Genomic DNA, 9,118 nt, shown 5'->3' on the forward strand with positions numbered 1-9,118 from the left:
CCCTCGGGCAAGGGGCGGCGGGGCCCGGCCCCCCACCGGCGGGAATCCCCGCCCGCCCGGCACGGTTGCCACCGATGGCCCACGAACGGACCCCCGTTCCACCCGGGCCCACGACGCACCGTCACGAGAGGGGCAGCACATGAGGATCGGCGACATCGAGGTCCTGGCGGTCATGGACGGAGAAGGCACCGAGACCGCCGCCGAGATCCTCACCCGCCCCGGCGTGGACGACCCCTGGGCCTGCCACGCCCACCACCGCGACCCCGACGGCACCCTCCACCTGCCCCTCGGCGGCTTCCTGGTGCGCAGCGGGGAGCGGACCGTCCTGGTCGATGCCGGAGTCGGGCCCCGGGACGTCGGCCGCTACCACGGCGGCGCCCTGCTCGACTCGCTCGCCGCCCACGGTGTCACCCCCGCCGACGTCACCGACGTGCTCTTCACCCACCTGCACTTCGACCACGTCGGCTGGGCCGCCGTCGACGGCCGGCCGGTCTTCCCGAACGCCGTCTACCGCGCCCACCGCGCCGACTGGCAGCACTTCGTCACCGGACCGGACGCCGACCCCGAAGCCGTCGCCACACTCACCCCCGTCGAAGACCGACTCGAGCTCTTCGACACCGACTTCACCATCGCCCCCGGCATCGACGCCCTCCACCTGCCCGGCCACACCCCCGGCACCACCGCCTACGTCCTGTCCTCCGGGGCACGCCGCGCCCTGCTGCTCGGCGACATCGCCCACTCCGTCGTCCAGTTCAGCGAACGCGACTGGCAGGTGATCTGGGACATCGACCCGCAGGCCGCCTCCGCGGCGCGCAACCGCATCGCCGACGAAGCCGCCGACACCGACGACCTCCTCGTCGCCGCCCACTTCCCCGGCATGCGCTTCGGCCGCATCCTCGCCGCCGACGGCCACCGCCGCTTCGTCGCCGTCTGACACACCACCCGCCCCGCCCGCCGCCGCCGCGCCTCGCCCGCCCCGCCCCGAGACGCGCGCCGGTCGCGGCCGGGCGGGCACCGGCCCCGTAAGGTACCGGCATGTCGGTTGTGATCGCGGGCGGCCACGGCAGGGTCGCACTCCTGACGACCCGTCTCCTCGCCACCCGGGGCCTACCGGTCACCGGGATCATCCGGCGCCCCGAACAAGCCGCCACCGTACGCGCCGCCGGCGCCCAACCCGCCGTCACCGACCTGGCCCACACCACCCCCCACCACCTCGCACACCTGCTCACCGGCGCCCAGGCGGTGCTCTTCGCCGCCGGCGCCGGCCGCGGCAACGCCCCCGGACAGGCCGACCCCGTCGACCACGACGCCGCCCTCACCCTCGCCGACGCCACCCAACTCGCCGGAGTACGACGCTTCGTCATGCTCTCCGCCATGGGCGCCGACCCCGCCATCCACTACCCGCCCGACCCCCTCGTCGAGACCTTCCTCCAGGCCAAGGGCAGAGCCGACCAGGACCTGCTCTCCCGCCCCGCCCTCGACTGCACCGTGCTGCGCCCCGCCTGGTTCCGCGACGGGCCCGGCACCGGCCGGGTCCACCTCGCCGAACACACCGGCCCCGGCGAGATCGACCGGGCCGACGTCGCGGCCGTCCTCGCCGACCTGCTCACCACACCCGCCACGGCCCCGCGCGTCCTGGAACTCGTCTCCGGCACCGTCCCCGTCCACGAGGCCGTCGCACGCACCGCCCTGCGCCTCGTCGCCGACCACTGAACCCCCGACCGCCGAGCCCGCCGGCCCGCTAGTGACGGCGCCGGTGTCGGGCACGCGCGGCGGCGTGACGCGACCGCTCGGGCCCACCGGTCGCATCACACCCCGCAGACGGGCCGGTCCGCCCGCCGGCCCGGGCGCTACCCGCGCCGGTCGCTGCGCTGCGCCGCCCAGGCCAGCGCCAGTCCCACCGCGCCGAGTGCGGCGGCGATCCCCAGCGGTGCGGTGTACCCGGCCCCGGCGGACAGGGCCGCGCCCGCCAGCAGGGGGCCGCCCGCGTTGCCGATGTTGAAGGCGGAGATGTTCGCGGCCGAGGCGAGGTTGTCCGCGCCGCTCGCCCGCGCCAGCACCCTGGCCTGCAACGGCGGGATGACCGCCCCGCCGGCCAGGCCGAACAGCAGGAAGACGGCGGCCACGGCGGCCCGGCTGTGCACGGCGGCGAGCAGCAGCAGCGGAACGGCCGTCACCCCGGCCAGCGCCGCGTACAGCGCGGCCGCCGGCGCCCGGTCGGCCAGCCGGCCCGCCAGCGGGGTGCCGACCACCATGCCCACGCCGACCAGCATCAGCACCACCGGCACCGCGCCGGACCCGAAGCCCGTGACCTCGGTCAGCAGCGGCGAGACGTAGGTGAGGACGGTCAGGAAGGGCGCCCAGCCGAAGGCCGTCGCGGCCAGGGCGAGCCACACGCCCGCACGCCGGAACACCCGCAGCTCGGCCCGCAGTCCGGCCCGCGGGGCCGCCGGCCCGTGCGGCAGCAGGACGGCCAGCGCGACCAGCAGCACCACGCCCAGCGCGGTCACCGCCCAGAACGTGGCCCGCCAGCCCAGCGCCTGCCCGAGCGCGGTACCGCCGGGCACCCCGAGCACGTTGGCGAGGCCGAGCCCCGTGAACACGGCGGCGATCGCGCCGGCCCTGCGCCGCGCGGGCACCAGCGAGGTCGCCACCGCGGAGGCGATCCCCACGTACGCCCCGCCGGCCAGCGCGGACAGCACCCGCCCCGCCAGCAGCGCGCCGAAGCCCGGCGCGAGCGCGGTGACCAGGCCGGCCGCGATGAACAGGCCGACCAGGTACAGCAGCATCCGCCGGCGGGCGACGCGGACCCCGAGCGCGGTCAGCAGGGGAGCCCCCACGACCATGCCCACCGCGTACCCGGACACCAGCACCCCCGCCGTCGGCAGGGACACCCCCGTGTCCTCGGCGATCCGCGGCAGCAGCCCGGCGACCACCACCTCGGCGGAGCCCACCGCGAACGCGCCGAGGGCGAGCGCGAACAGGGCGGCGCCGGCCGGAAGTTCAGGCGCACGGGCGTTGGTGGGGGAGGGGGCGGACGCGGGGCAGGGGGCGCGGCGCGCCGAGAGATCGCTGGTCATGGCACCAGCCTGGCCGCCGCCGCCCCGCTGATCAGCCCCCGAACGCGCAACGACCGGTAAGCCAGGCTTACCGGTCCCGGCCCGCCGCCCCCACCGCCACCGTCGTCGTCGGGGGCTCCGCCCACTCCCGGCTCCACCTCCGGGCCCGCTCCACCGCGACCGCCGCGAACGCCCGCACCCGCGCACTGTCCCCGCCCGCCCGCCACACCAGCCCGTACTCGAGCGGCTCGGCGTCCACGAACGGCACGAACACCACCCCCGGCGGCGCCGAGTGCGCCGCCACGTCCGCCCCCACCGGCGAGATGCCCTGCCCCGCCCCGACCATCGCCAGGGTCTCCGCCAGCGTCGCCGCCGACCGCCCGCGCTCCACCACCCGCCCCCCGGGCGTCACGGACGGCGCCAACCGCTCCTGCCAGTACCCGGGGACGTGCCCCGTGCAGGCGAACACCCGGTCCCGCGCCAGGTCCTCCACCCCGACCGACTCCCGCCTGGCCAGCACGTGGTTGGCCGGCACCGCCAGCATCCGCGGCACCCGCAGCACCACCGGGCCCCGTACGAGGTCCTCCTCCTCCACCGGGAACTGGGTGACCAGCACCTGCGCCCCGCCGCCGCGCAGCGGCTCGAACATGGACGCCACCTGCGTCTCGTGGATGCGCACGTCGATGCCCGGGTGCCGGCGGGCGAAGGCGCCGATCACCTCCATCACGAACTCCCCGGCCGCCCCGCCGAGGTAGCCGACCGTGAGCACCCCCTCGACGCCCCGGGCCGCGGCCCGCGCCCGCTCCAGCCCGTCCCCGATGCACCGGTACGCCGGGCCGACGTCCTCCAGCAGCCGTCGCCCCAGCTCCGTCAGCCGCACCCGCCGACTGGTCCGCTCGAACAGCGGCGCGCCCACCCGGCGCTCCAGCCGCTGGATCGTCTGGCTCACCCGCGCCCTGGAGACCCCCAGCCGCTCGGCCGTCCGCCCGAAGTGCAACTCCTCGGCCAGGACCACGAAACCCTCGATCTCCAGTCGCTCCCACACCCGCCCGATGCTACGCCCGGCCCCCGGCCGTCCCCCTGGGTCGTACCGGCCGGGGGGCCCGGTGCGGGTCAGGGCCGGGGGCAGAACTCGGCCTCCAGCTCGGAGGTGAACACCGCGATCGGCCAACTGCCGTTGGTCCAGTCGCCGTTGATGTTGGTGGTGAGCAGGTGGCCGCCGTCGCGGGTGCCGAAGGTGTAGGTCCAGGAGCCGTTGATGGCGCCGCCCATGCCCCAGAGGGTCGGTCCGCAGTCCAGGGTGACGGAGCCGACGCCGAGGCCGTACGCGGCGTTCGGGATCCACGCGCCGGGCGGTGTGGGGACCGTCGTGAACAACTCCCGCTGCTGGGCGGGCGGCAGCAGCCGTCCGCCCAGCAGCGCGGCGAAGAAGGTGTCGAGGTCGCGGGCGGTGGAGACCATGTCGCCGGCGGCGTAGCCCCAGGAGGGGCTGAGCTCGGTCACGTCGTGGACGGGGGCGGTGGGGGAGGGGTCGCCCAGGCGGGAGTAGGCGCGTGCGTGCGGGCCGCGCAGGGCGGTGTCGTCGGGGTCGGGGGTGTAGGTGCCGCTCAGGCCGAGCGGGGTGATGACGCGCTGGTCGACCTGTTCGGCCAGGCTGGTCCCGGTGGCCCGTTCGACGATCAGCCCGGCGAGGACGTAGCCGGTGTCGGAGTACGTCCAGCCGGCGCCGGGGGCGAAGTCCGGGCGGTTGGCGGTGCCGGTGCGGACGAGCTGTTCGGGCGTGTAGGTGTCGAAGCGGTGGAGCAGGAAGCCGGTGCCCTCGTTCTCGGCGCGGACCTTCGCGTCCATCGCGTAGTTGTAGACCCCGCTCGTCATGCCGAGCAGCTGCCGGACGGTGATCCGGTCCGGCTCGTAGCCGGGCCCGTCGACGAGGCCGGGCAGCCACCGCTCCACGCTGTCGTCCAGGTCCAGCCGGCCCTCGGCGGCGAGTTGGAGGACGACGGTGGCGACGAAGGTCTTGGTGGTGCTGCCGATGCGGAACCGCTCCTGGGCGTGGCGGGGGCGCCCGGTGGTCAGGTCGGCGACGCCCGCGGTGCCGAACCAGGCGCGGTGCCCGTCGCGGACCTCGGCGACGATGCCGGGCACGCCGCCCTCGGTCACGGCGCGGTCCAGGACCCGCTGGACGCCGGGGTGCCCGTTCCGGGCGTCCGGGGTCGCGGGCGCCGGCGCGGCGGTGGCGGTGCCGCCCGCGATCAGGGCGGTGGTCAGGGCGGTGGTCAGGGCGGTGGCGGTCAGCGCGGTGGCGCGCCTGGTGATTCCCATGCTGGTGTTCCCCCTCGGCGTGGTGTTCGTGGCCTGGGAAGAAACTAGGAGCCGTTTCACGGTCGGGTCAACGTCAACTCCATTGCCGTGCACGGTCTGTGCAGGTGGGAGCGGGGACATCCTTGCAATGGTCGTGCCGACGAATGCAACAGCTGCCTGCGTTCCATTGCAACAGTCGCCGGGGTCGGCCGATACTGGGCCGACCGAGTCTGACCGAGGAGGGGCGGGGACGGATGCCCGGAGCCAGACTGACCCAGCAGGATCGCCACCGGATCGCCACCGGGCTGGCCGAGGGGTGGGGGTACGGCGAGATCGCCCGGCAGCTCGGGCGGCCGACGTCGACCGTCACCCGGGAGATCGCCCGCAACGGCGGTCCGTCCGGCTACCGCGCCGACCGGGCGCAGCGGGCCACCGTCCAGCGCTCCCGGCGCGGGCGGGCGGCGGCCGGCCGGGAGGCGGTGCCGGAGCCGGCGGTGCCCGGGCGCGACACGGAGGAGGTCCGCCAGTTCGGTGACCGGCTGGCCGAGTTCCTGGCGCTCGGCGGCATGCCCCGGATGACGGCGCGGGTGCTGGTCTGCCTCCAGCTCACCGAGGACGGCGCGCTGACGGCGGGTGAGCTGGTGCGGCGCCTGCGGGTCAGTCCGGCGTCCGTCTCGAAGGCGGTCGGCTACCTGGAGGTGCAGGCCCTGGTCCGCCGGGAGCGCGACGGGCGCAACCGCCGCGAGCGGTACGTCATCGACGACGACGTCTGGCACCGCGCGCTGCTGGCCAGTGCCGAGCGCAACGCGGTGCTCGCCGGGATCACCCGCCACGGCGCCGAACTGCTCGGCCCGGCCACCGCGGCCGGAGCCCGGATGGACGGCGCGGCCGCGCTGCTGGACCGGATCGGCCAGGACATCGTCCGCGGCATCCGGCAGTGGCACGAGGAGAGCCGGCGCGGCCGGGAGGACGCCGGAGCGGCCTCCCCGGGGTGAGCGGCCTCCCGGCCCCGGCCGGGGCCCTCGCGCCGGGTGGTGCGGGTCATCCGGCCGCGGTCGCGGGGCCCGCCGGGTGGGCGTGGTCGAGGAAGGCGCGGACCTGGTGGGCGAAGGCGTCGGGGGCGTCCGCGTAGAGCCAGTGCCCGCTGTGCGGGATCTCCGCCAGGCGGGTGTTCGGGCGTTCGCGGGCCATCCGGCGTGCGGTGGCGGGGGTGAGGAGGAAGCTGTCGGCGGCCCGCAGGAGCAGGGCGGGCTGGGCGGAGGCGTTCCAGACGGCCGTGAAGTCGCCGGTGAGGGCGGCCTGGGAGGTCGTCATGTCGGCGGTGTCGAAGAGGAATCCCCAGCCGTCGGGGAACTCGGCGGCGCTGTCCATGAAGTAGCCGGCCGGGACGCCGCGTTCCGCCAGCGCCCGGGCCAGGGCGCGGCGGGTCGGGGCGCGGCGGGGCCAGCCGGACACGTCCAGGGCGGGGCTGGTCTCGGGCTCCCGGTTGAGGGTCGTCATGTCGGCGACCACGAGGGCCGCCACGAGGTCGGGGCGCCGGTGGGCGAGGTGGAAGGCGACCGCGCCGCCCATCGAGTGCCCCAGGACGGCGGCCGGTGCCGGGTCGAGCGCCTCCAGGAACGCCGCCGCGTCGGCCGCGTAGGCGTCCGGGGTGAACTCGCCCCCGTTGTCGGACAGTCCGTGCCCGCGCTGGTCGAGGGCGAGGACCCGGTAGCGGCCGGCGAGCGCGGCGGCCAGCGGCGCGAAGATCCGGCCCCGCCCGAAGTGCCCGTGCAGGGCGAGCACGGCCGGCCCGGGGCCGCCGAAGTCCAGGTAGGCGAACCGGCGTCCGCCGAGCCGGACGAACGACTCGGCGGGCCGGTCCGCGGGTCCGTCCGTCATCCCGTACACCCCCTCTCGCGAAGTGCCGTGTGCGGCAGGGGGAAACCTATCCCGGGCGGCGCGGACGGCGGCGGGCCCGCTCCGGGGGGGGCGGTCAGGGGCGGGGCGGTCAGGTGTAGAGGGCGGCGGCGCGGCGGGTCGCCTCGGCCAGGCGGGCCCGCAGTTCGGGCGGGTGGAGGACCTCGGCCTCCGGGCCCAGGCGCAGCAGTTCGAGGTAGCCGATGTCCCAGCTCTCGACCGGCAGGGTCGCGGTGACCCAGCCGTCGGCGTCCGCCGGGCCCGCGGTGGCGAGGGCGTCGGCGGCGGCGGTCGGCTCCAGCAGGGCGGCGAGGTTCTCGACGGCGAACGGGCTCAGCCGCACCACCGCCCGCTCGCGCAGCATGGCGCGGGTGAACTCCCGGGCCGCCGCGGCCCAGTAGTCGGCGAGGTCGAACTCCGGGTCCCGCTCGAACCGTTCGTCGCCGGCCTCGGCGCTCTCGAAGCGGTCGACGCGGTACGAGCCGACCCGGCCGGAGGTGCCGCGCGCCGCGAGGTACCACTGCCCGGCCTTCAGGACCAGGCCGTACGGCTCCAGCCGCCGCTCCCGGGTGCCGGAGCGCGCCGCGTAGCGGGCGTGCAGGACGCGGTCCTCCCACACGGCGCGCGACACCTCGGCGAGCAGCGCGGGGGTCGGGGCGTCGCGGAACCAGGCCGGCGCGTCGAGGTGGAAGCGCCGAGCGGCGGCCGCGGGGGCGTCGCCCAGGGCGGCGGCGACCTTCAGCCGGGCGGCGAGGGCCTGCCCCGCCAGGCCCATGTCGCGCAGCGGGCCCGGCAGCCCGGCCAGGTGCAGGACCTCGGCCTCGGCGCGTTCGAGGCCGGTGAGGCGGGTGCGGTAGCCGTCGACGAGCCGGTAGCCGCCGCCGCGGCCGCGCTCCGCGTACACCGGCACTCCGGCCTCCACCAGCGCGGCGACGTCGCGCTGCACGGTGCGCTCGGAGACCTCCAGTTCGGCCGAGAGCTCCGTGGTGGTCATCGTCCGGCGGCTCTGCAGGAGCAGCAGCAGCGCGATGGCCCGGCTCGCCCGCACGTCGCCCCTTTCCGTCGCCTGCCTGGTGTCGCCTGGTGGGCCCGCCCGTGTGTGCGGTGGCCCGGCACCATTGTCGCCGGGCCTGGGCCCGGGGCGGGCGGGGTCAGGCCTCGTCGGCCGCCGCGTCGAGCTTGGCGGGGTCGGGGGCGAACGCGGTCATCCACTGCGGGTGCAGCCGGTAGTAGACGACGTCGTTGTCCCAGTCGAAGGCGTCGGGGCCGTAGAAGTCCCGGAAGTAGGCGAGCAGTTCCGGCCAGTCGGCGGCCGGCTCGCCGCCGTGCGGGTTGAGGACCTCCGCGGTGCCGTGGGTGAACACGCCCAGGTCCTCCCCGCGCAGGTGCGCGGCGCTGACGGCGGGCCGGGCGGCGAGGTGCCGGGCCTTGGCGGCGCCGCGCGCGGTGCCGAAGTGCCACATGCCGTGCAGGAAGTGCCCGTCCACGCCGCTGATCCGCGGCTCGCCCTTCGCCGTCACCGTGGACAGCGCGAGCGTGCACATGCCGGTGAGCACACCGGTGAGCTGGTCGGCGGTGAGCGAGCGCTCGCTGTTGATGATCGACCGCAGGTGCGCGGTGGAGCGGGCGAGCGAGGCGTCGAGGAGGGCCTGGAGCCGGTGGAGCTCGTCGGGTGTTTCGCGCATGGGGGGTCCTTGTCTGTCCGTCGTCCCGGCCCGTGCCACCACGACACCGACCGGCGCCCCCTACTGTCCCCGCGAAACCAGACACCTTCTGTCGTGATTTCCCGCGGTGTCCTGCGGTTTTCCACGCGCCCGGCCGCTGGTGGGGGAGTGGGAAGTCGGCGGGGCCGACTTCCC

9 protein-coding genes are annotated in these 9,118 nt (G+C 76.4%); 3 read left to right on the forward strand and 6 right to left on the reverse strand.

What is annotated here, in order from left to right:
• Positions 1 to 139: 139 nt before the first annotated feature.
• The gene (locus tag ACFU7Z_RS29485) at positions 140 to 934 is read left to right on the forward strand and encodes an MBL fold metallo-hydrolase (protein WP_380780789.1); all 795 of its coding nucleotides are present in this window, start codon (positions 140 to 142) and stop codon (positions 932 to 934) included.
• A 101-nt stretch (positions 935 to 1,035) separates the two neighbouring features.
• Positions 1,036 to 1,713, forward strand: a complete 678-nt coding sequence (locus ACFU7Z_RS29490) for an SDR family oxidoreductase (RefSeq protein WP_380780791.1) — start codon at positions 1,036 to 1,038, stop codon at positions 1,711 to 1,713.
• Between the two features lie 137 nt (positions 1,714 to 1,850).
• Here the strand turns inward: ACFU7Z_RS29490 and ACFU7Z_RS29495 are convergent, their stop codons facing one another.
• The 3 genes from ACFU7Z_RS29495 to ACFU7Z_RS29505 form a co-directional block, all read right to left on the reverse strand.
• On the reverse strand, positions 1,851 to 3,080 hold the full coding sequence (locus tag ACFU7Z_RS29495) for an MFS transporter (RefSeq protein ID WP_079272908.1): 1,230 nt from the start codon (positions 3,078 to 3,080) through the stop codon (positions 1,851 to 1,853).
• Between the two features lie 67 nt (positions 3,081 to 3,147).
• Positions 3,148 to 4,104 carry a LysR family transcriptional regulator gene (locus ACFU7Z_RS29500; RefSeq protein ID WP_380780794.1) on the reverse strand — a complete coding sequence of 319 codons (957 nt, stop codon included), beginning with the start codon at positions 4,102 to 4,104 and terminating at the stop codon, positions 3,148 to 3,150.
• 68 nt (positions 4,105 to 4,172) lie between these two features.
• On the reverse strand, positions 4,173 to 5,381 hold the full coding sequence (locus tag ACFU7Z_RS29505) for a serine hydrolase domain-containing protein (RefSeq protein WP_380780796.1): 1,209 nt from the start codon (positions 5,379 to 5,381) through the stop codon (positions 4,173 to 4,175).
• Positions 5,382 to 5,614: 233 nt separating this feature from the next.
• On the opposite strand from ACFU7Z_RS29505, the gene ACFU7Z_RS29510 reads away from it, so the two are divergent.
• Positions 5,615 to 6,355 carry a MarR family transcriptional regulator gene (locus tag ACFU7Z_RS29510; protein WP_380780798.1) on the forward strand — a complete coding sequence of 247 codons (741 nt, stop codon included), beginning with the start codon at positions 5,615 to 5,617 and terminating at the stop codon, positions 6,353 to 6,355.
• A 46-nt stretch (positions 6,356 to 6,401) separates the two neighbouring features.
• Here ACFU7Z_RS29510 and ACFU7Z_RS29515 read toward each other — a convergent pair whose 3' ends face one another.
• The 3 genes from ACFU7Z_RS29515 to ACFU7Z_RS29525 all read right to left on the reverse strand — a co-directional run bounded on the left by ACFU7Z_RS29515 (position 6,402) and on the right by ACFU7Z_RS29525 (position 8,944).
• Positions 6,402 to 7,241: an alpha/beta fold hydrolase gene (locus ACFU7Z_RS29515; protein WP_380780801.1), complete on the reverse strand. Its 840-nt coding sequence runs from the start codon at positions 7,239 to 7,241 to the stop codon at positions 6,402 to 6,404.
• A gap of 109 nt (positions 7,242 to 7,350) precedes the next feature.
• Entirely contained in the window at positions 7,351 to 8,307 is a 957-nt protein-coding gene (locus ACFU7Z_RS29520; RefSeq protein ID WP_380780803.1) for a helix-turn-helix transcriptional regulator, read from the reverse strand.
• A gap of 103 nt (positions 8,308 to 8,410) precedes the next feature.
• Complete coding sequence (locus ACFU7Z_RS29525) at positions 8,411 to 8,944, reverse strand: pyridoxamine 5'-phosphate oxidase family protein (RefSeq protein WP_074006278.1); 534 nt, start codon at positions 8,942 to 8,944, stop codon at positions 8,411 to 8,413.
• Between the last annotated feature and the right edge of the window lie 174 nt (positions 8,945 to 9,118).

The sequence above is a fragment of the Kitasatospora sp. NPDC057518 genome, assembly GCF_042802075.1.
Classification (GTDB): Bacteria; Actinomycetota; Actinomycetes; order Streptomycetales; family Streptomycetaceae; genus Kitasatospora.